The sequence below is a fragment of the Legionella quinlivanii genome (assembly GCF_900461555.1).
Taxonomy (GTDB): domain Bacteria; phylum Pseudomonadota; class Gammaproteobacteria; order Legionellales; family Legionellaceae; genus Legionella_C; species Legionella_C quinlivanii.
In genome coordinates, this window is sequence record NZ_UGOX01000001.1 from 3,421,974 (window position 1) to 3,442,271 (window position 20,298).

A 20,298-nucleotide genomic window follows, 5' to 3' on the forward strand; every position below is an offset into this window, starting at 1 on the left:
GGCCGATTGTAGCCTGGTTATGGGATAATGTAATCGACTGGATGAAAGCCGATGCGATCTTCTTCGTACTCATTAATTGTGTCGATATTCAAGCAGCCCAGTTCACTCAGCTCATGCTGTAATTCCTTATATTGTTCATTAGCCAGCAAACTCAAGAGCTTGTGAGTCTGTTTATCTGGATGAGTGAACAGTTTATTGGCAACTCTTTTGTTTTGAGCCAGGGCTTTTTTCGAGTCCTCGCTCAGATTATCCAGCACTAACTTCGCTATTTCCTGCGAAGGCTCTGAGACCGTTTTCCAGTAAACAGCTATTTTCTGCTGCAATTGGTTTAATATTAAAGATCCTTTTGTCAGGTCTTTATTATCCAGATAAGCCATCAGCTGATTCAAAAGCTCCATTGCCGTGCTGAATGTACCCGGCATAACCGAATGCAATGCATTGATCAGCTTTTCTTCTTTTTTCTCAGCTATCCAGGTAAAAATAACCCTGGAGCGCCTATCGATTTTACAGGCATTCGCGTTATCTTTTAATTTTTCTTTTAGTGACTCGCCGAGATTATTGAGAACTTCTCTTGCCTTTTGTTCTGTCGGTTGCACAAGGGACTGCCACTGCTCAATTAAATCTTGTTTTAGCCTTTGAAGCGCTTCTGGCTGCTCAGCGGGCACTTCAATATTTAAATAATTCATTAATTGATCAAGAATTTCGGTAGCCCTGGAGCGGAATTTGATCATATCAATACCCAGCACCTGATTTAGCTTTTGATAAGTCATCCCTGGCAATTTGTGAATGGATAGAAACGATAGTATTTGATTAAAATCCGGGCAGCAGGTCATGCTTACCTCATACTGAGCACCATAAATTGTCCTGATTAAAATCAGTGCACACTGACGCAGATAATGGGTATCGGTTATGGGAGCGCTCATCGAAGCAAGACGATAGAAACTGAGCTCCAGTATTCGCGCAGCGCTCCTGGTAAAATTAAGCTGCTCACCTTCTGTATAGTTTTCCTTGCTGTTATACCAGATATCGACCAGTGTTGTGAGCATAACCTGACAATCTTCCTTGCTCAGACTTGAAACATCCAGTGCCTTTAGGAATAGTTCAGCTGTCTGTAAATTAATAACTTCGCTCTCGGTCAATAATTTCACACGCTTTATCAGCAAAGGCGCAGACACGCTACCTGTTTCTTCAAAAATTTTAAGCAGAGTATCCAGGTTGTTGCAATCATTAACATCCATTTGGAACTCTTCAAAGAGCGAAGGGGTTTTGTGAAGTAATTGCTTAACTTCCTTATAATTTCTTTCCAGCATCGCAACATGATAGGCGGCTATAGAATATTCAGTTTTAAGACCTCTCAATGCCTCTATAGACTCCTGAACCTTTTGTTCCGCTGCCCGACGAAACCACTTACAGGCCACAGAGACGTTGCGCTCAACGCCCTCCCCATGCGAATAAAGGCAGCCCAGGCTATGCTGAGCACTGGGTAGTTTTTGCTGAGCCGCCAGGCTGATCCATCTGTAGGCTTCCTCATAAAGAGCATCCTCATAATACATCATTCCCAGATTGTACTGGGCACTTACATCGCCTTTTTCAACGGCTTTAAGGAACCATTCATAGGCCTTAGAACGACTCTGGATAACAAAGTTACCCTCTTTGTACATAACGCCAAGATTGTTTTGAGCACTTGCATCACCCTGCTCAGCTGCACGTGTAAACCATATAAACGCTTGTTGGTTGTCTTGCGTGACTCCATTGCCATAAAGGTATCTTAGTGCCAGAAACGATTGGGCTATCGGCAATCCCTGCTCAGCAGCAAAGCGAAACCATTTACAGGCTTCGGCAGGGTGTGTCTCGACACCGGCACCCTTAGAATACAAGGTTCCCAAATTGAATTGAGCAATCGCAAAGCCCTGAACAGCCGCAAAATGAAACCAGCGATACGCCTCTCTACTATCCTGCTCAACTCCTTCACCATTGAAATACAGCGCGCCCAGATTACTACAGGCTTGTAAATTTCCCTGTGCTGCAGCCATCTGAAACCATCGATGGGCTTCTTTGGCATCTTTGGCCACATGCACTCCGTCTTTATACAGCAATCCCAGAAAGTTCTGGGCGAGTGAAGATCCTTTTTCAGCAGCCAGAACAGCCAGGGCAAAAGCATTCCCGGTATTTTGTTGTCCAAGACCCAGAAGAAAATACATGGCGTTAGCATATAATTCGTCTGCTGTGAGATGGCGATATGCCTCGATGTCAATATTTTGTATGCCCTCTGCTTCCCTCATCGTACGCAAATCATCTTCTGCTTGTTGTAAATGAATATGGGAGCAGCGCGTCAGATAACTGACCGCTTTATGGAAATACATTTCGTCATTGGAAAGTAATTGATAAGCCTGATAATAAAGAGCGGCCAGATCTCTATTCTTCTGATAATAAATTATCTGCTTTCTATCGATTAGTTCGCTTAATTTTCTTGATCCGAGGATTTGCTGCTGTTCATCTTCAATTTGTTTAATGCTGCTTTCAAGTTCCTGAATGGACTTACTCATGAATGCCAGGCCTCTGTTAAAATGTATACGCGGCCATGCCTTAAATTCCCGTGAGCGAGGGATTGTATATTATAAATACATATTATACAAACAGAGAGCTTTCATTTTAAGATGAATCTTCGGTTTTAACGGATCCCACAAACCACACCAGCTTTGTCATTTCTACGCGGCGTTGTAGCGTAAATGCAGATAGGTGCACAAAAAACCGTCTTTGCGCGCAACTTGGGAAAAGTGAAACTTTCGCCTCGAAGACTGTACCAGCCAGCCTTCGATAAAAATGGGTTCAGTTTATAGAGTGCTCAAATCATTTTTTGACGACAGCAAGTGCTCGGCTTCAGACTTCTCTGCTTCCTTCACTACCGTAGAACCTTTGCCCGATATAAATAAAACAGGCGATTTCTTAATTTTCAGCGGGCTTAAATCCTCTACCTTGCGAGCCGGGTTAGCAGAAAATTCATCATATTCCAAAGACAGCGGCTCATCAAAATCAGGGAGTTCATCTCTTGCAGGCTCAAATTGCTTGAGAATGATATGCGATAAAGCGGCTATCGCAAAACCTGCCGCCATTATGCCAATACCAGCCCCCAAAGGCATAAAAACTAAGGACGCAAAGATTACCGCCGGGATGAGAGCGTCAATTAAAATCGCCCGAACCAGTTTGATCTTCTGGAAACGCACCATTTTTTCCTGATAATCGGAATCAATCATCAGACCTTTCATCTCCAGAAACAATGCCTTGCGTTCGTTTTCATCCGTTGAAGCATTAAACAACTGCAGTAACTCCCGGGCTTCCAAATGATCCTGCTTACTCAGCGCTTTGGACTTGGAAACATCCAAAGCCCCGGCAATACCGGCGTAGGCGGCATTCAATACAAAACACAGGCTGGCGCCGATTAAGCCGATCATCATGAAGGTAGCCGGAGCAAGCATCGCCGGCGGAAAGAAAAAGCAGCAGGCCACACAAAAGGCTGCCAGTAGGCCACCGGCATAGACCATGTCGTTAATCATGCCGAGCTTTTTATATTTCCAGTCAAGCTCAGTGCGCATGAGTAAATTCCTGGCTTCGCGCACTTGCTTCTCTAGTTCTGAGATGTGAGCCGGATCAGGAGTTGCGGCTTTCCTGGCATTAAGCAATTGCTCTTCCAAATGCGCAAAGGCTTCATACAGAGCGGTTATTTTTTTATTGTAGGCAGTACTTTCCTCATAAAAACGCCAGATAGAAAAGCTTAAATCCATTAACAATAAGCCCATAGTTGCGAAATTACCGGCCATGCCCATCGCACCAGGTCCTTTGAGCCAGAAAAAACAGGCCATATTGGCCAAGCCCCAGATGGAATCATTCAGCAGGCTGAATTTCCTCTGATTCCATTGGGTTTTAAACCGCTCCCAGGCCGGGATTTTCTGCTCTTCAGCGCTCATCCAGGGACCGGCGATAGTGTGTTTCAACAGCAAGCTTAAATTGATGGCGAAACGAGTATAGTAAAGCACCCAGCTCATATAACCGGTAATCGGAGCAGGGGCAGCAATTCCTTTTTGCGCCTGCGCCTTGCGGTAGAAATCATCAGGCAGCATTTCAATAACCGAGCTGAGCATGCCGCCGCCCCATACCCAGTATAGCCTTCGCTCATTGACATCACTCATCCAGCCGATCAGAGTACCGGTCTTGGCATCAGCAATTTCAGCCATTTTATCGGCAATGAATTTCCCAACAGTGAAGCCGAGATATTTGGCAGGTTTGTCAGGGCTCTCTTCAATCGCTTCATCAAGCTGCGCTTTTTTGGCCGGCTCATCTTCCGGGGCTTGAATCTGCTCGATTTTAAGCAGCAACTGCTCACATTTCAGATAATCAGCATTCAAATCATTTAAAGGATGGAACCTGTTCTCATGAAAATTCAGATAGGTCTGATATCTTAATAGTTCCTGGATGAATTTAAGCTTCTTTTTCTCGCTTTCAAGCTGCACAGGATTTAGAAATTGATATTCTGCACCCTTGGTCAGACTAAGTTTACTTCGATGATAATTTAAAAATACCGACAGCCAGTCGCGGTTAGCAGCCAGCTCTTTTATATCATAAGGCGCCTCTGCATCATCAAAGCGGCGAACGAATTCAAATCCGAGCATTTGATTAAGCATCTCTGAATTCTGAATTGTTCGGTCTGACATGATATCACCTCATTTGTTTATATGGGGCTGGTGATTTTTTAAAAAGGCACAAGCTGTTCTTTTTTATAACATAGCAGGTATTTATCACACAAGCTTAGTTTTTTCATTTTTACAATCCTGAAACGATATTTACTGGAATTAATCAATGAATATTGGTTAAACAGGGGAATACAAATGCGCATAGAACTTGGGTGAATAGGCAAAAATGTGTATAATCCTTTGTTTTTGTTGTCCAACTTCTTACAATCATGAATCTGGAAAAGCATTACGATGTCATTGTAGTCGGTGGCGGCCATGCCGGTACCGAAGCAGCTCTCGCCTCAGCCCGCCTTGGCGCTGAAACTTTACTGTTAACCCATAACATGGACTTCCTTGGTCAAATGTCCTGCAATCCGGCAATTGGGGGTATTGGTAAAGGGCACCTGGTTAAAGAAATTGACGCACTGGATGGGGTGATGGCGCTTGCTGCTGACCAGGCAGGAATTCAGTTTCGCATTCTTAATGCCTCCAAAGGCCCGGCTGTACGCGCTACCCGCGCTCAGGCGGACCGGGTTCTTTATCGTCAGGCGATTAGACAATTTCTGCAGAATCAACCTTATTTAAGCCTGTTTCAGCAGTCTGTTGATGATCTCATAATTGAAAATGGACAGATTGCCGGTGTTATCACGCAAATGGGATTAAAACTGCGCGCTCGCGCCGTGGTACTGACCGTCGGCACTTTTCTCGGCGGCAAAATTCATGTCGGCATGGCCCAATACGCCGGCGGTCGGGCGGGGGATCCGCCAGCCATTGCCCTGGCTAATAAACTCCGTGAACTGAATCTGCCAGTTGGCCGACTAAAAACGGGAACCCCGCCACGGATTGACAGCCGTTCGCTGGATTATTCGCAAATGACGATTCAACCCGGGGACACGCCGGTTCCGGTATTTTCCTATTTGGGTAATCTTGCTATGCATCCGCAGCAGCTGCCCTGCTACATTACCCATACCACCAGTCAGACTCATGAAATTATAATGGCTAATCTTCATCAATCCCCAATGTATGCCGGGGTTATTGAAGGCGTTGGCCCGCGCTATTGCCCTTCCATTGAAGATAAAGTGGTGCGCTTTGCTGATAAATCCTCGCATCAGATCTTTGTGGAGCCGGAGGGGCTGACCAGTGATGAAATTTATCCGAATGGGATTTCAACCAGCTTGCCCTTTGAGGTTCAGGTGCAATTTGTCCGCTCCATTAAAGGCTTTGAAAACGCCCACATCACCCGTCCAGGCTATGCGATTGAATATGATTATTTTGATCCCCGCGGATTAACCTCCTTTCTGCAGACCAAAGCCATCAGTAATCTGTTTTTTGCTGGCCAAATCAATGGCACAACAGGTTACGAAGAGGCTGCAGCACAAGGAATTATCGCCGGAATGAACGCCGCCTTATTGGTTAAAGAACAGGCGTTATGGTGCCCGCGCCGGGATGAAGCCTACATAGGCGTACTGATTGATGATTTGATAACCCTGGGAACTCAGGAACCTTACCGCATGTTTACCTCCCGCGCCGAATACAGGCTGCTTTTGCGTGAAGACAATGCCGATTTACGCTTGACCGCAAAAGGACGTGAGCTTGGAGTTGTGACAGAAAAGCGCTGGCAGCATTTCTCTGAAAAACGCGAAGCCATTGAGAGCAGTAGAACCCTGCTGCAAAACACCGCCATTCGCGCTGATAATCAGGAAGTGTTCGAAAAGTTGCTGGAGAAACCTCTGCAGCAAGATTGCAAAGCCATTGACCTGTTGAAACGCCCTGAAATCAGCTATCAGCAATTACAGGCTTTAGATAGCCTGGAACTGCCAGAATTAAGTGATGAAGTGGCGGAACAACTCGATATTCAAAGCAAATATGCAGGATATATTGAACGTCAGCAGTTAGAAATTGAACGCTTACGAAAGCATGAAACGACACAGTTGCCAGACTCTCTGGATTATGCTCAGGTCACAGGACTTTCCAATGAAGTGGTGCAAAAGCTTGCTAAAATCAGGCCCACCACTCTGGCCCAGGCGGGCCGCATTTCCGGCGTTACTCCGGCCGCATTATCCTTATTGCTGGTTCATTTGAAAAAACATCGGATGCCCGCATAATGCAGACTATTGAGAAAGAATTGGAAAAGGGCTTGCAGCAATTAGGATTATCCGTATCGCCTGAGCCCTTACTTAATTATTTAATGCTTTTGCAGAAATGGAACAAGGCTTACAATCTGACCGCTATTCGTGATTTGCCCGCAATGCTAAGCAAACACCTTTTGGACAGCCTTGCCATTTCACCTTGGCTGCAAGGCCCGCGGCTCATTGATGTGGGCACCGGCGCCGGCTTGCCAGGCATTCCGCTCGCTATTGCTCACCCGCATTTGCAAGTCAGTTTACTGGACAGTAATGGAAAGAAAATTCGCTTTCTGCAGGAAGTTAAACGCCAGCTTGACCTGAGCAATATTGAAATTATCGAATCACGCGTTGAAAACTATAAACCGGCGACAGGTTTTGATACAGTGATAAGTCGGGCTTTCAGTGATCTGTCGCAGATGATAAGCTGGACGAAACACTTGCTTGCCAGCGGCGGCATCTGGCTGGCAATGAAAGGACGCTACCCTGAAATTGAATTAAGCACTATCGACCAAGGTTATAAGGTTATTCCTTACAGCGTACCAGGTCTCGATGGTGAACGTTGCTGTATCATTATTGCTAATACTAGTAAGGAATAACGATGGCCAAAGTTATTGCTATTACCAATCAGAAAGGCGGCGTTGGCAAAACCACCACCGCAATAAACCTGGCTGCCTCTATAGCTGCACACCGCCAGAATGTACTTTTAATTGATTTGGATCCTCAGGGTAATGCCACGATGGGTTCTGGTGTGGATAAGAACGCACTGGTACATACCTGCAATGAAGTTATTTTACGAGATTGCCTGGCTGAACAAGCCTGCCTGGTTACCGCCTGTGGTTACGATATCATTCCCTCCAATGGCGATTTAACCGTTGCAGAAGTCAGTCTTATGGAGAGAAATCACCGTGAAACCTTTCTTTTCAAAGCCCTGCAACCCATACAGAACAATTATGATTTTATATTAATTGATTGCCCGCCGGCATTAAATACGCTCACCATCAATGCTCTGGTAGCTTCTGACTCTGTATTAATTCCCATGCAGTGTGAATATTATGCTCTGGAAGGGCTTGCGGCACTTTTAAACACCGTCGAACAAATCAGAAGTTCAGTCAACACCCGCCTGCAGCTTGAGGGGGTTTTAAGAACCATGTATGACTCCCGTAATCGACTTTGCTCTGAAGTGTCGCGCCAATTGCTTGATCATTTCGGCAACAAGGTTTATCGCACCGTCGTTCCGCGTAACGTCAGACTGGCCGAAGCGCCCAGCCATGGTATGCCTGCATTACAATACGACAGAACATCACCCGGAGCCGCTGCGTACATGGTACTGGCCGCCGAAGTCATCAGCAAACAAACTGTAACCAGTTAGAGGTCAATATATGTCAGTTAAACGAGGCAGCCTGGGTAAAAACCTGTCCGCATTATTAGGAACCAGCCCTGCTACTGCAATTCCTGTTGCCAAACCGTCTGAATCCAGTAAATTAAAACTGGATTTACTACAGCCAGGTAAATATCAGCCCAGAAAAGCGATAGATGAGGCCTCACTTGAGGAGTTAGCAGGATCAATCAGGCAGCAAGGTTTGCTGCAGCCAATTGTCATAAGGCCATTAGAGAATCAAAAATACGAAATTATCGCCGGAGAACGCCGCTGGCGCGCTTGTCAGTTAGCCGGCTTAAGTGAAGCGCCGGTAATTATTAAAGAAGTTGATGATGAAACAGCGATGGCTATGGCCTTGGTTGAGAATCTGCAGCGTGAAGACCTTAATCCAATGGATCAGGCCAGAGCAATGGGCAGGCTGCATCATGAGTTTGAATTGACGCATCAGCAGATTGCGGAGTTATTATCAAAATCACGGACTGCAGTCAGCAATTACCTGCGCCTGCTAAGTCTGGCTGAAGAAGTAATGCGTATGGTAGAGCATGATGATCTGGACATGGGCCATGCCCGAGCGCTGCTTATGCTAAACGCTGAGCAACAGATTCAGGTTGCCAAACTGGTGATTGCGAAATCCCTTTCTGTGCGCGAAACTGAGAAACTGGTTAACCGGCTCAAAGAAGGTAAAGCGCCTCAAGCCGAAGATCGGGAAATCCCGGCTCATACTCAAATGCAAATTCAAACGCTTTCCCAGCATCTGAAGTCAAGAATCAAATTAAAACCCGGAAAAAATGGCAAAGGCAGCCTGGTTATTCATTATGACACCTTGCATGACCTCGACTGTGTAATCCGTCAAATAATTGAGAAGTAAATTTTATTTTTGCATGCCCCTCAACCATACTCATTATATGCTGTTTGAAATTGCCATCAACCTGCAAATGATGGTAGGGGGGGCCTATGCAGATCCAACCTGTAGAGCCGCTGGTGGTTCTGCTTAGCTGCGGTCAAATGAAAGTGACTAGCTATCTTCTTGAACTGACAGAACATAGCCTCAGTGTAACCAGCACCGAATTTCTGGATAAAGATAGTCTCGTTCTGTTTAAATCCAGATATTTCCGCGGCGAAGCATCCATTAAAACAATATCCTATGATCACTACCGGTTTACCTATGCTTTAGAGATCGGAAATATTAATTTTCAACCGGGCTTGCTGGTGAACACCCAATTGTGATCTTTGCAGAAACTATCCGACTGATGGAATTAAGTTAAACAGTGGATGGCTTGTATGCAGTTCCCGAAGAGTGGTGGTATGCTCTCGTTGAATCCAAAGCCGGTTGTAATTAAGCGCATCGAAGAGGCTATAAGCACTACCCTGATGTTTTCCACGGACAAACAGATCAAGATCAACCATCTCGCTTTCTATTGCCCGCTCCAGGGCCGCCTCAATCATTTCTGCCTTATGCAATTTGCCGCTGTTGAAAAGCGAATATCTGGCCTGTTTGAGTCTGTCTATTTTTGCTCTGACTTCAATAATAAATTTGAGCAAGTTTTCATGTGGATGTTCTAGACGAGGCAATTCTTCTGAGGGTAGTTGCGGTTGAGTTTTTAGAAAATCGATCAGTTCCTCTGCAGATTGAAATACCTTAGCAGTAGAAGCCGATATCACGTGAATTGTATTGACCTCAGCCATTGCTGCACTCAAACTGCCAATTTTTTGTCTGCCTTCCCAACTGTAATCTGCAAAAAAACGCTGCAGATCCTCCATTGAAAATTTTAATTCTTCAAAGCGGCCGCCAGTTTTTCGCTTAAGGCTTATAATTTTACTCAGTTCCTGGATGTTAAACAGGTGTAATCGATTTAAGTTAACGTCTCTTAGATCAAGCGAGTTAATACGGGCGGGTAGATATTCAACCAGTAAATCGTACGAGCTTAATGAAAGCGATGATAAATCTTCCCCACTCCAATCAAGTTCTGTCTGATCATCGGGTATGAGCGCGAGTACACGTCTTATCAGATCTCTGTACATAGCATAGCTTTTATGGGTTATACGAGGATAGTGTCTGGGACTAAGCAGATCTTTGATACCCATAATTGAGAATTAGCAGGAAGAAGGGTGTTTACATTATAACATGCGGGCAATTATCTATCAAACTGCTCCAAGAAAGCCCACCCCTCTGAGAGAGAGGTGGTAGATGCATTTACAGCCAATAGACAAAGATAAACAGGAATAACCAGACGACATCCACAAAGTGCCAATACCAGGCCACAGCTTCGAAAGCAAAATGACGTTCGGGAGTGAAATGTCCATAAATGCAACGGATCATGATGATAATCAACATGATGGTTCCAATAGTGACATGCAGACCGTGGAAGCCGGTTAGCATGAAAAAGGTGGTGCCGTAGATACCTGCATCAAGGGTTAAACCCTTTTCTGTGTATGCTTCATAATACTCATAGCCCTGCAGCATGAGGAAGAGCACGCCCAAGGCAACAGTCAATGCCATACCGATAACCAGCTGACGACGCTTATTTAGTTTTAAAGCCCAATGCGCCCAGGTAATGGTTACTCCGGAAGTTAAGAGGATAAGGGTATTGAGCGCAGCCAAACCCCAGGCTCCCATAGCTTCATGAGCACCCGCGAAGATCTGATTATTAGGGTTTTGCAGCAAGGGCCAAGTCGCTTTGAAATCTGCCCACAAAGTGTAATGAGTTATCGGATGTATTTCACCGCCAAGCAGTGGAACAGACCAGAAGCGGGTAAAAAACAACGCTCCGAAAAATGCCCCGAAAAAGCAAACCTCAGAAAAAATAAACCAGCACATTCCCCAGCGAAACGAACGATCCACTTGCAGATCGTATAATCCTTTCTGGTTTTCGTAGATGACCTGACCAAACCAGCCAACCATCATGGTGATCATGATAATCAGGCCGAGAGTAAATAAATAAGGGCCATACCAGTCATGATGAAGCCAGGATGCAGCGCCCACCAGTGTAGTCGTTAAGCCAATCGAACCCACAAGCGGCCAGTGGCTTGGTTGGGGGACGTAATAGGTGCCGTGCGCTCCCATATTTCTTTATCTCCTGTTAGTAATTTCTACGTAATTCTTTTTCTAATTTATAACCCGGTTTGATACATCAAACAATGTATAAGCCAAGGTGATTGTTTTGACGTTCTCCGGCAGCTCCGGATCCAGATGGAATAAAAGGGGCATATCCATCGCCTCATGTCCATTCAGGGTTTGTTGAGCAAAACAAAAACATTCCGTTTTTTTAAGGTATTTAGCTGCTATTCCTGGTGTTATACTGGGTATTGCCTGTACAGTCATTCGATGATTAGTCTGGTTTTCAGCATAGAACGCCAGCTTTGCAATTTCTCCCGGATGAATCTTGATTTTTGTAGTTTTCGGATAAAATTTCCAACGCAAGTTGCCGTTATTCGTGGCTACAAATTCCACAGTTATTGTTCTTTCCCTGGAAACTTGTAGCTCAGAAGGTTCAACACGGGCCGAAGGCCCGGTGATTTTTCCGTTAATTCCCAAAGTTTTACATAAGCTGTTATAGATTGGTACCAAGGCAAAACCGAATGCAAACATGGACAAAACAACCGCTGTTAACAGTATCACCAGCCTGAAATGACTTTTAACCAAATTTAATACCTCATGGTTGTCGTTCGGCTTATCAGCTGCTTCTGCAGCTGATTCGCTTAGCTAATAGTTGGCGGAACAGAAAAGCTGTGATAGGGCGGCGGTGAAGGCAAGGTCCACTCCAGACCATGAGCCCCCTCCCATACTTTGGCATCCACTTTTTTACCGCCTCTGACGGTCGCGATCACATTGTATAAGAATAGCAACTGCGAGAAGCCAAAAATAAAGGCCCCAATCGTTGAAATCATATTAAAATTGGTGAACTGCAAGGCATAGTCAGGAATTCGGCGCGGCATACCAGCCAAGCCCAGGAAATGCATGGGGAAAAAGGCAATATTCACTGAAATAGCCGAGAGCCAGAAATGCCATTTGCCCAAAGTTTCGTTGTACATGTGGCCTGTCCACTTGGGAATCCAGTAATAAGTCGCCGCCATTAATGAGAAGATGGCGCCTGGAACCAGAACATAATGGAAGTGGCCTACCACGAAATAAGTATCCTGGTATTGATAATCCGCAGGAACCAGAGACAACATTAACCCGGTAAAGCCGCCAATCGTGAATAAAAATACGAAGGCAATGGCAAAAAGCATCGGCGTTTCAAAGGTCATGGCTCCTTTGAACATAGTACTCACCCAGTTGAACACTTTAATTCCCGTGGGAACGGAAATAAGCATCGTGGTATACATGAAAAACAGCTCAGCACCCAGAGGAACTCCGGTAGTGAACATGTGATGTACCCAAACGATGAATGACAAGAGTGCAATGCTCACCGTTGCATAAACCATAAAATGATAACCAAACAATGGCTTGCGGCTAAATGTGGGAATGATTTCCGAAATAACCCCAAAGGCAGGAAGAATCAATACATACACTTCCGGATGACCAAAGAACCAGAAAACATGCTGGAACAGAATCGGATCGCCGCCGCCAGCCGCTTCAAAAAAGCTGGTACCAAAATGGCGGTCCGCCAGCATCATGGTGACTGCACCTGCCAGTACCGGCATAATTGCAATCAGAAGAAAAGCGGTAATCAACCAGGTCCATACGAACATAGGCATTTTCATCAGAGTCATGCCAGGAGCACGCATGTTGAAGATGGTCGCAATGATGTTAATTGAGCCCATAATAGAGGAAAGCCCCATCATATGAATTGCGAAAATCATGAAATCCGTGCTTGGTGGAGCAAATTTCGTAGATAATGGAGCATACATTGTCCAGCCAAAGTTAGGACCTCCGCCTGCATGAAACATGGTGGAACCCAATAATGCGAAGGCGAACGGCAATATCCAGAAACTCCAGTTGTTCAAACGGGGTAAAGCCATATCCGGCGCCCCAATCATCATCGGAATTTGCCAGTTGGCCATACCGGTAAACGCAGGCATTACCACCCCAAAAAGCATGATTAACCCATGCAGGGTAGTCATTTGGTTGAAGAAATTGGGATCAACAAAACGATGACCAGGTTGAAAAAGTTCCGCCCGAATCACTAAAGCCATGCCGCCAGCAACAAAGAAACTAATCAATGCCAGAAACAGGTAAAGCGTTCCAATGTCTTTATGGTTGGTAGTAAATACCCAGCGCTTGATAAACCCCATAACGCCCTTACCCTGTTCGGGGCCATGATCATGCTCATGATCATGGAGATGAGCATCATGTGTAGTCTGATGTGTTGTTATTTCACTCATTGTAAACCTCCAGCTTGAGCTTTATTGACCTTGGTCGGTTCCTGATCTTCGCCATGTCGAACCTTGTTTACATCAGCAGGCTGAACATCGTCATCCGTATTATTTTCCCAGGAATTACGCTCATAAGTAACCACAGCAGCGATTTCGGCATCGCTTAACTGGTCTTTATAAGCCTGCATTGCAGTACCAGGTACACCGTTCAACACTATTCCGATATGCCGTGAAATAGGTTTTCCAACCGCAACGGAACTACCCTTCAGGGGTGGGAACATGGGTGGAATACCTTTACCGTCAGACTTGTGGCAAGCCGCACAAATTTGTTCATATTTGGTTTTTCCAAGATCCATTAATTCCTTGCGGGTCATTGGTTTTTGCTCGACAGCAGCACCTGCTCCTTCGGCATATTCATCAACAACCTTGGGTTGCTCTTGTACCCATTTGGCAAACTCTTCATCGCTGACTGCCTTAACTACGATTGGCATGTAGGCATGGTTAATTCCACAAAGCTCCGTACATTGACCGCGATAGATACCAGGCTTTTCGACCCGTGCCCAGGCTTCATGCATAAAACCAGGGATGGCGTCGCGCTTGATTCCCAACTCAGGAACCCACCAGGAATGAATTACGTCATTGGCTGTTACCAGGAAGCGAACTTTTTTGTGGACTGGAATAACCAGCGGCTTGTCTACTTCCAGCAAATACCATTGTCCTTTCTTTTCCTGATTCTGGATTTGCTGGTAGGGCGTGGCAATGTTGCTGAAATAGCTGATGCCCTGATCCAGATACTGATATTGCCATTTCCACTGATAGCCGACGACTTTAATGGTGACATCCGAATCACTGGAGTCTTCCAGATCAATCAGAATTTTTGTCGCTGGAATAGCCAGGCCGACAAGAATTAGAAAGGGAATGATCGACCATAGAATTTCCAGACGGGTATTGTCATGAAACGAAGCCGGGGTATATCCCTTTGATTTACGGTGATGCACCAGCGAATAAATCATCGCTCCGAACACGACCACACCGATAATTGCACAGACCACCATCGCAATGGTATGCAGGTAGTACATGTCCTTGCTTAATGGAGTCACCCCCTTATACATATTCAGCTGCCAGGTATCCGCAGCGGCCAGGGCATTACTGCCAATTCCCAAACCTGCAGCCAGAGCAATGATTTGTTTCACATTCAGAAACCTGTTTTGCATCCCCTTTCCTCACATCAGCTAATAGCCATGACACCGGGTCATGGACGATTCATAAAATTGGATCGGTGAAGATTATAGGCTTCACCGCTGAAATTCTCTCATCTCTACCAGAGCGAGTAGTTACCCTCTGTTTTGGATTGACTAACCATGTACTTAATCGCCTCAATAATCTCATCAGTAGTACATTGTTTGCAGCCGCCATTCTTCGGATGCGCATCCCCATGGAGGACTTCCGCAATTAACACATCCATATTCTTTTGAATGATGGGTTTCCAAAGGGCTTTGTCCCCAATTTTTGGAGCGCCCTGAATACCGTCTTTATGGCATACGCTGCAGTTCTCATTGTATACATCTTTGCCGTTGGAAGGATATTTGGCACCGCCGCTGTTGGTTAAATCCTGCCATTGTGAACGGGAAAGTGATTGATTGAGGATATAATCAGTCGCTGAGATAATATCATTATCAGAGCAAGTTACGCAGGCGCCTTTCACCGGCATGCTATTGTAGCCATGAATAGCATGGCGATATAGTCCGGTTAGTCCGCTGCTTTTGAGGCGCTGATACCAGTTATTACCATCGCCATTAAGAGGCGCACCCATCTTGCCTTCCTGATGGCAAACGATACAGGAGTTTATATACACCTGTTTGCCTCGTTTCAGAGACGGCTGTGCATCAGAGGGGGCTACTCCCAACGTTTCAGCACTTTCAACCGTCTTCAGATAGGTCGCAATAGCCAGAGTATCGTCTTCGCTCAGATAACCAAGACTATTATGGTTAACCTCAGCCATAGGACCTGCCACAGGTCCAGCCTTGTTAATCAGTTCGCCAGACTTAAAGACATCGGCCACTTCATAATGACTTGCTGAACGCAGGCCAAGCCGGGTGATATTAGGCGCCCAATAACCATCGACAAATCCGCCGGTAAGATAATAGCGGTTTTTAGGTGCGCCAAGGACATTAAGCGGCGTATGGCACATGCTGCAATGCCCCAGACCGTCAACAATATAACGTCCGCGATTCCAGGCAGGCGATTTTTCAGGATCGTAGGGAATTTCATTTTCTTCAGGGAAGAAAAATAACAGGTTCCAGCCCCAGAGACTGAAGCGTGCACCCGGTACGTTAAAGGGGAATGGCAGTGATTTATTTTTCTGATTGACCGCCGGAATGCTCATGAAATAGGCATAAAGGGCCCTGGCATCGTCATCGGTAATCTTTGAGAAATAGATATAGGGAAACACCGGGAAGTAATTGCGCCCTTGTGGATCGCGGCCATCCTTTAGAGCTCGAATAAAATCGGCTTCAGTCCAGTTTCCAATTCCGGTCTCTTTATCCGGCGTAATATTAGGGCTGTAAAACTTACCGAAGGGCGTATCAATTTCCAAACCACCGGCAAAAGCAGGGGTTTTGCCTTTAACATCGGTATGACAGGCGATGCAATCGCCCATTTTGGCAAGATATTCGCCACGCTTGATTAGTTCAGCCTGTATTCCTTCAGCTGCCTTGGTTTGAGGATATTCCGGATAATAGCCTTCAATAAAAATCTCAGGAATCTGCTTGTGTTGAGATTCCTGCGGTACTGAACTGGTTTGTTGAGCAGCGGGTTTGTCAGCCTGAATGGCCACCTGTGCTGCCGCTTGCATGTCAGCGGCATTAACCCATGGGCTGTAAACTGCAGCGGTCACTATAAAGCTTATTATTTTTGCATTATTCTTCAACAAAGAGCGCACGCTCCCTCCTTAAATCACTTAACCGGGGTTCATTCAGGCAGGAAAATTAGTTTTGCATTTTATACTTCTCCTACTATAACTTGCAATCGTGTTTCGCAGCAAATATGCCACTAAAATGCGATATCTGAGCAAAGCCTGCCGTCCATTAAATAATGATTGATCAAGTTGATTAAATTATGTAGAAACCGGTTCGGCCAACTGAAATTTTCAGGAAAACTTCGCGAACGATGCAGCGAATAAAAATACAAAAAAACAGTTTAATAATAGTGCAAAATTAGCGATAATTAACCCTCCTTACTTTCTAACCAATATTATGCCCATTTATCTCAATGGATTATTATTAGGCTTATCACTGATTACCGCCCTTGGCCCGCAGAATATTTTTTTAATCCGTCAGGGCGCCATGCGCCATCACGCGGTCCTGTCGGCAACCATCTGCTTCTTCTGTGACGTTATTCTGATTTGTGCCAGTATTGCCGGCTTGAATCATGCGCTTGAACTCCACCCCACTTTAAGAATATGGGTGACCTGGTTTGGCGCTCTGTTTCTGTTTTACTATGGACTGACTTCAGTAAGAAAAGCGCTTAAGACCACTCCTGCGGCCAGGCAGGAGGTTAGCCAGGTCAGCAACCGCCTGCAGATTTTACTGCTCGCATTAGGTTTCAGCCTGCTGAATCCGCATGCCATAATCGACAGTCTAGTCATTATCGGTGGCGGCAGTGCCCAATTCCCTGAGCATAAGCTGCTATTCCTTTGCGGGGTTCTTAGCGCCAGCTTTATCTGGTTCAGCTCATTAACCTTTACAACCTTTTATTTTTCTGAAGTATTGTCACGCGCCAAAGTATGGCGGCGGATTGAATTTGGCAGCGGGATTTTAATGATCGTTATTGGTTTGAAGTTAGTCACTTCGTAGATTTGGGCCAAGCAGACTGCAACATATAGGTTGGGCCCTTGGCCCAACATTGAGATTTCTGATGTGGTTTCAACCCCTTTGCGCGAGAAGGGCCAAACCTGCAATAATTCCTTAACATATAATTAACTAGGCGTAAATACCGACGTGGCATAACTGACAGCGCTATCCTTTCTTCGTTGAAGTTCCGGTTGTATCGCTTCCCAGGCGTGTTTGACAACCCCCTTCGGATTCACGCCATAAAACTGGTAGGGCAAGGTATTCACATGGCAGTCCTGTGCAAGATAGACCAAAAAGTTCTGTAGCTTTTTCTGCTGTTCATCAGACTCAGCCGTAGTGGTAAATATCGAGGTAACTGCTGAAACAGCCGCTGCTATTGCGCCTAAGCCTGTTCCACGAGGCTCCGCATTCTTCCAGGTGATAATGGTTGCTGATGGGACATAATTACCCAACGTAAAAATGAGATTTCTTACTTCATCACAATTCATCTTATTGCAATGATCACCTGTATCTTTACCCATTGCCCATTCGTAAGCCTCAATGAGGTCGGCACGAGCCTGTTTATACAGTATCTCTCTTTCTCCTATTGATTTAAACTCATAAGTGGCACCAATGCCCGCAAACAGGGAAAGAAATACAGGAATGAATAGATACGAAAAAATGTAAAGCCCAACGGTTGCCGAGAGCAAAGTAACTCCCAGGACATTGGCTGAGTGATATTCCTCGAGCCTCTTCTTAAATTTGTCAGTGAGCTCAGTTAATATTTTGCGATCTGCTTCTGAAGAAGCTGAGAACGCGTGTTCCGGCTTTATGAAGCGGCCAGGAAGCATTTCAGAGTTGCTCGCAGCGGGCTTCCCTTTATCGGAGGTTGCCTGTGGTGCTGGCTGAGAAAAAAAAGAGCTGATATAAGAATAGCCGGACATATAAATCTCCATCCATTGAAAAACAAGTCGAGCTTCTTTTTTATTTCAAATTGCGGAAAATTACAACAGATAATCAAAAATTTGTTTATTTAAGAGAAGATTTTGAATTAGAAAGGGCCAATCAGTGTGTCGCCAATTGACCCAGTGGAATGACACATAGCAAGTCCAACCTCGCAAACGAAATATCTCACAGCAAATGTGCTATTGTCAACATTTCTGTACAGTAATTTACACTATTCGTAGACCCGATTGCTATTGTGCAGTAGACTCGCGATTTTGACTTAAAGCAGGCATGCCATGTTCTATGGGGATAATGTTCAGGATACGCGACAAGTTTTTTTTGAGTGCTGGAGAAAATACCGTCAGCAAGAGGCATTGACTGCTCTAGAGCAGCAGGTAGTGAATGTCATCCTTGCCCATCCTGAATATCATGCCATTCTTGATGACTCTCTTGGCAATCTGGCCAAGACATACACCCCGGAAATGGGGCAAAGCAATCCCTTTCTGCATTTAGGTCTGCATCTGGCGATTCGTGATCAAATTACCACTAACCGTCCAGCTGGAATTCTAGCTATATATCAGCAGCTGATGGCCAGCCATCAGGATGAGCTGCAGGTAGAGCACCTGATGATGGAATGCCTGGCAGAAACATTGTGGCAGGCCCAGCGCGGCATGCCCCCACAGGATATTGAAGATCATTATTTGCTTGCGCTTAAACGCCTAAAAAAGTAGCTTGCTGGCCTTACATTACATGTATTATTACCTGTCGGTTGGGCCTTGGCCTAACCTGCAATAATCTGAGAGAATGTGGATACCGCAGATACATGCCGCGGTACTTAGCTGGTTAGGTTTTTCACCAGAGCCTCATCCATTAAACCCCGGATAGAAAAAAGTCACCTCATGTTTGTTGTAAAATAAATTAATCAGCGAGGCGCCTTCAATCTGATGTAACTCTTTAAGCGTGGCCCAGTCCGTTTCACCCTGTAATTTGATCGTGAAAATCATTTGACCCGCTTTACCAGACTCAAGCCACTTTCTGATAAGCGTCAATGCTCTGTCTGGATAACAGGCAATATCCGACAATACCCAGTCGTATGGTTTCTCCAGTTTTGAAGGCTCAAGCGCAAACGCACTCTGCTTCAGGCAGCTGACACCTGGCAGCGCAGCAATTCGCGGTTCAAGTGAGGCTTTATCTACAGCCGTCACTTGTGTTCCCAGCGATTGCATGACATAAGTCCAGCCTCCAGGTGATGCCCCCAGGTCAAGAGCACTCTCTCCTGATTTTGGATATCGGTCTAAAAGGCTTAACGCTTCCCATAGTTTCAAATAGGCACGATTTGGAGGATTGACCTTATCTTCCAGGAAATAACAGTAACCCCCAGGCCAGGGTTTTAAACGATCCACGCTGTAGAGAAGCGTATTTTGATCGAGCAGGCAAAAACCTCCGATTGGCGGAATCTCCTCCTGTAGAGGGAAGGAGCGCAGCAAAGGAGGGAGCTTTCGCAATTGGTCGGCAATCAAGTGAGAGCGCCGGATATGGCTTGCAGGTTGCAGGTACCAGTATTTGCCTGCCTTTTTTAATAATTTGACCGCCTCGCTGATGGAGGTGAACTGATGAATTTGCGGTTTGAACCAGGTATCGAGAGCGAAACAAGCCTTAATTGTGCGAGGTGATAGCATGACATTTTCAATGATTCTGGTTTCGCCGCCAAGCTCATTATTTAACTCTGCCAAGCGCTCCGCCTTGCCAATATATACCGCATTGACCGTATTAAAATTTTCCATAGATAAATAAAGATACAAAAAGAGATTTAGATTTTCAGTCAAAAGATTACACTAAAAAACGAACTTTTTCTTCTATCGCGCCAGATAATCTCCCCTATTGGCCTTGTGCAGCTAACCCTCCATTGAATTAAATTCTTATTTCCAGAGCGTATTTTTAAAGTTTTGGCGGAAGCGAAAAAGCTACTCATTTAT

Annotated in this window: 17 protein-coding genes; 7 read left to right on the forward strand and 10 right to left on the reverse strand. The window is 45.4% G+C overall.

From position 1 onward, the window contains the following. Positions 1 to 17 precede the first annotated feature (17 nt). Positions 18 to 2,546, reverse strand: a complete 2,529-nt coding sequence (locus tag DYH61_RS14605; RefSeq protein ID WP_058506987.1) for an SEL1-like repeat protein — start codon at positions 2,544 to 2,546, stop codon at positions 18 to 20. Positions 2,547 to 2,834: 288 nt separating this feature from the next. Then, positions 2,835 to 4,709 carry a hypothetical protein gene (locus tag DYH61_RS14610; protein ID WP_058506986.1) on the reverse strand — a complete coding sequence of 625 codons (1,875 nt, stop codon included), beginning with the start codon at positions 4,707 to 4,709 and terminating at the stop codon, positions 2,835 to 2,837. Between the two features lie 248 nt (positions 4,710 to 4,957). Here DYH61_RS14610 and mnmG point away from each other — a divergent pair, with 248 nt between their 5' ends. From mnmG to DYH61_RS14635, 5 genes are all read left to right on the forward strand, one after another. Next, positions 4,958 to 6,832, forward strand: a complete 1,875-nt coding sequence (gene mnmG / locus DYH61_RS14615) for a tRNA uridine-5-carboxymethylaminomethyl(34) synthesis enzyme MnmG (RefSeq protein WP_058506985.1) — start codon at positions 4,958 to 4,960, stop codon at positions 6,830 to 6,832. Then, positions 6,832 to 7,449: a 16S rRNA (guanine(527)-N(7))-methyltransferase RsmG gene (gene rsmG, locus DYH61_RS14620; RefSeq protein WP_058506984.1), complete on the forward strand. Its 618-nt coding sequence runs from the start codon at positions 6,832 to 6,834 to the stop codon at positions 7,447 to 7,449. The genes mnmG and rsmG overlap by 1 nt, the downstream gene beginning before the upstream one ends. A gap of 2 nt (positions 7,450 to 7,451) precedes the next feature. Beyond that, positions 7,452 to 8,222, forward strand: coding sequence for a ParA family protein (locus tag DYH61_RS14625; RefSeq protein WP_058506983.1), 771 nt, complete (start codon positions 7,452 to 7,454; stop codon positions 8,220 to 8,222). Positions 8,223 to 8,232: 10 nt separating this feature from the next. Then, positions 8,233 to 9,099, forward strand: coding sequence for a ParB/RepB/Spo0J family partition protein (locus DYH61_RS14630; RefSeq protein WP_058506982.1), 867 nt, complete (start codon positions 8,233 to 8,235; stop codon positions 9,097 to 9,099). 86 nt (positions 9,100 to 9,185) lie between these two features. Beyond that, on the forward strand, positions 9,186 to 9,458 hold the full coding sequence (locus DYH61_RS14635) for a hypothetical protein (protein ID WP_058506981.1): 273 nt from the start codon (positions 9,186 to 9,188) through the stop codon (positions 9,456 to 9,458). A 12-nt stretch (positions 9,459 to 9,470) separates the two neighbouring features. On the opposite strand, the gene DYH61_RS14640 is transcribed toward DYH61_RS14635, so the two are convergent. From DYH61_RS14640 to DYH61_RS14665, 6 genes are all read right to left on the reverse strand, one after another. After that, complete coding sequence (locus DYH61_RS14640; protein ID WP_058506980.1) at positions 9,471 to 10,253, reverse strand: hypothetical protein; 783 nt, start codon at positions 10,251 to 10,253, stop codon at positions 9,471 to 9,473. 172 nt (positions 10,254 to 10,425) lie between these two features. Continuing rightward, positions 10,426 to 11,295: a cytochrome c oxidase subunit 3 gene (locus DYH61_RS14645; RefSeq protein ID WP_058506979.1), complete on the reverse strand. Its 870-nt coding sequence runs from the start codon at positions 11,293 to 11,295 to the stop codon at positions 10,426 to 10,428. 42 nt (positions 11,296 to 11,337) lie between these two features. Next, positions 11,338 to 11,874, reverse strand: a complete 537-nt coding sequence (locus tag DYH61_RS14650) for a cytochrome c oxidase assembly protein (RefSeq protein ID WP_083499177.1) — start codon at positions 11,872 to 11,874, stop codon at positions 11,338 to 11,340. Between the two features lie 56 nt (positions 11,875 to 11,930). After that, complete coding sequence (ctaD, locus tag DYH61_RS14655; protein WP_058506977.1) at positions 11,931 to 13,556, reverse strand: cytochrome c oxidase subunit I; 1,626 nt, start codon at positions 13,554 to 13,556, stop codon at positions 11,931 to 11,933. Continuing rightward, positions 13,553 to 14,761, reverse strand: coding sequence for a cytochrome c oxidase subunit II (gene coxB, locus DYH61_RS14660; protein WP_058506976.1), 1,209 nt, complete (start codon positions 14,759 to 14,761; stop codon positions 13,553 to 13,555). The genes ctaD and coxB overlap by 4 nt, the downstream gene beginning before the upstream one ends. 104 nt (positions 14,762 to 14,865) lie before the next feature. Beyond that, complete coding sequence (locus tag DYH61_RS14665; protein WP_234999822.1) at positions 14,866 to 16,488, reverse strand: c-type cytochrome; 1,623 nt, start codon at positions 16,486 to 16,488, stop codon at positions 14,866 to 14,868. A 313-nt stretch (positions 16,489 to 16,801) separates the two neighbouring features. Here DYH61_RS14665 and DYH61_RS14670 point away from each other — a divergent pair, with 313 nt between their 5' ends. Further along, on the forward strand, positions 16,802 to 17,401 hold the full coding sequence (locus DYH61_RS14670; RefSeq protein WP_058506975.1) for a LysE/ArgO family amino acid transporter: 600 nt from the start codon (positions 16,802 to 16,804) through the stop codon (positions 17,399 to 17,401). A gap of 122 nt (positions 17,402 to 17,523) precedes the next feature. On the opposite strand, the gene DYH61_RS14675 is transcribed toward DYH61_RS14670, so the two are convergent. Beyond that, entirely contained in the window at positions 17,524 to 18,321 is a 798-nt protein-coding gene (locus tag DYH61_RS14675; protein ID WP_058506974.1) for a hypothetical protein, read from the reverse strand. Between the two features lie 297 nt (positions 18,322 to 18,618). On the opposite strand from DYH61_RS14675, the gene DYH61_RS14680 reads away from it, so the two are divergent. Beyond that, positions 18,619 to 19,053 (forward strand): DUF1841 family protein, encoded by a 435-nt coding sequence (locus DYH61_RS14680; protein WP_058506973.1) that lies wholly within the window; start codon positions 18,619 to 18,621, stop codon positions 19,051 to 19,053. Positions 19,054 to 19,185: 132 nt separating this feature from the next. Here the strand turns inward: DYH61_RS14680 and DYH61_RS14685 are convergent, their stop codons facing one another. Beyond that, positions 19,186 to 20,106: an SAM-dependent methyltransferase gene (locus tag DYH61_RS14685; RefSeq protein WP_058506972.1), complete on the reverse strand. Its 921-nt coding sequence runs from the start codon at positions 20,104 to 20,106 to the stop codon at positions 19,186 to 19,188. Positions 20,107 to 20,298 lie beyond the last annotated feature (192 nt).

Excerpts from the sequence above, each read along its gene's own strand:
- coxB (WP_058506976.1), bottom strand. The coding sequence starts at position 14,761 with ATGCAAAACAGGTTTCTGAATGTGAAACAAATCATTGCTCTGGCTGCA.
- mnmG (WP_058506985.1), top strand. The coding sequence starts at position 4,958 with ATGAATCTGGAAAAGCATTACGATGTCATTGTAGTCGGTGGCGGCCAT.
- ctaD (WP_058506977.1), bottom strand. The coding sequence starts at position 13,556 with ATGAGTGAAATAACAACACATCAGACTACACATGATGCTCATCTCCAT.
- DYH61_RS14685 (WP_058506972.1), bottom strand. The coding sequence starts at position 20,106 with ATGGAAAATTTTAATACGGTCAATGCGGTATATATTGGCAAGGCGGAG.
- DYH61_RS14625 (WP_058506983.1), top strand. The coding sequence starts at position 7,452 with ATGGCCAAAGTTATTGCTATTACCAATCAGAAAGGCGGCGTTGGCAAA.
- DYH61_RS14605 (WP_058506987.1), bottom strand. The coding sequence starts at position 2,546 with ATGAGTAAGTCCATTCAGGAACTTGAAAGCAGCATTAAACAAATTGAA.
- DYH61_RS14675 (WP_058506974.1), bottom strand. The coding sequence starts at position 18,321 with ATGTCCGGCTATTCTTATATCAGCTCTTTTTTTTCTCAGCCAGCACCA.
- DYH61_RS14645 (WP_058506979.1), bottom strand. The coding sequence starts at position 11,295 with ATGGGAGCGCACGGCACCTATTACGTCCCCCAACCAAGCCACTGGCCG.
- DYH61_RS14670 (WP_058506975.1), top strand. The coding sequence starts at position 16,802 with ATGCCCATTTATCTCAATGGATTATTATTAGGCTTATCACTGATTACC.
- DYH61_RS14610 (WP_058506986.1), bottom strand. The coding sequence starts at position 4,709 with ATGTCAGACCGAACAATTCAGAATTCAGAGATGCTTAATCAAATGCTC.
- DYH61_RS14630 (WP_058506982.1), top strand. The coding sequence starts at position 8,233 with ATGTCAGTTAAACGAGGCAGCCTGGGTAAAAACCTGTCCGCATTATTA.
- DYH61_RS14640 (WP_058506980.1), bottom strand. The coding sequence starts at position 10,253 with ATGTACAGAGATCTGATAAGACGTGTACTCGCGCTCATACCCGATGAT.
- rsmG (WP_058506984.1), top strand. The coding sequence starts at position 6,832 with ATGCAGACTATTGAGAAAGAATTGGAAAAGGGCTTGCAGCAATTAGGA.
- DYH61_RS14635 (WP_058506981.1), top strand. The coding sequence starts at position 9,186 with ATGCAGATCCAACCTGTAGAGCCGCTGGTGGTTCTGCTTAGCTGCGGT.
- DYH61_RS14680 (WP_058506973.1), top strand. The coding sequence starts at position 18,619 with ATGTTCTATGGGGATAATGTTCAGGATACGCGACAAGTTTTTTTTGAG.